This window comes from Companilactobacillus mindensis DSM 14500, assembly GCF_001434275.1.
In the GTDB taxonomy this organism is placed as follows: domain Bacteria; phylum Bacillota; class Bacilli; order Lactobacillales; family Lactobacillaceae; genus Companilactobacillus; species Companilactobacillus mindensis.
Genome location: NZ_AZEZ01000083.1, coordinates 1 through 273 on the forward strand (window position 1 = coordinate 1; position 273 = coordinate 273).

Below are 273 nucleotides of genomic sequence, written 5' to 3' on the forward strand. Positions count from 1 at the left end.
AAAAAAGGCTCCATAACTGTTAGATTTCTTGTCTAACAATTATGAAGCACTTTAATCAATTGGATGGCCTATTTTTAGTACTGTTTTAAATAAAACATTGTATCATTGGAATTCATAATATTGACACTACTAATGTAAAACAAATAAAAAACCGTTTAGTCTGGAATGAAATTCTGGTGGATGCTCAGCCGTGGTAGTCTCTTGGCTGGCGTCCTCTGGAGGCTGCTGAAAAAGTCGATAATTTTGATTTTAAAATTACCAATTCCCAAAATA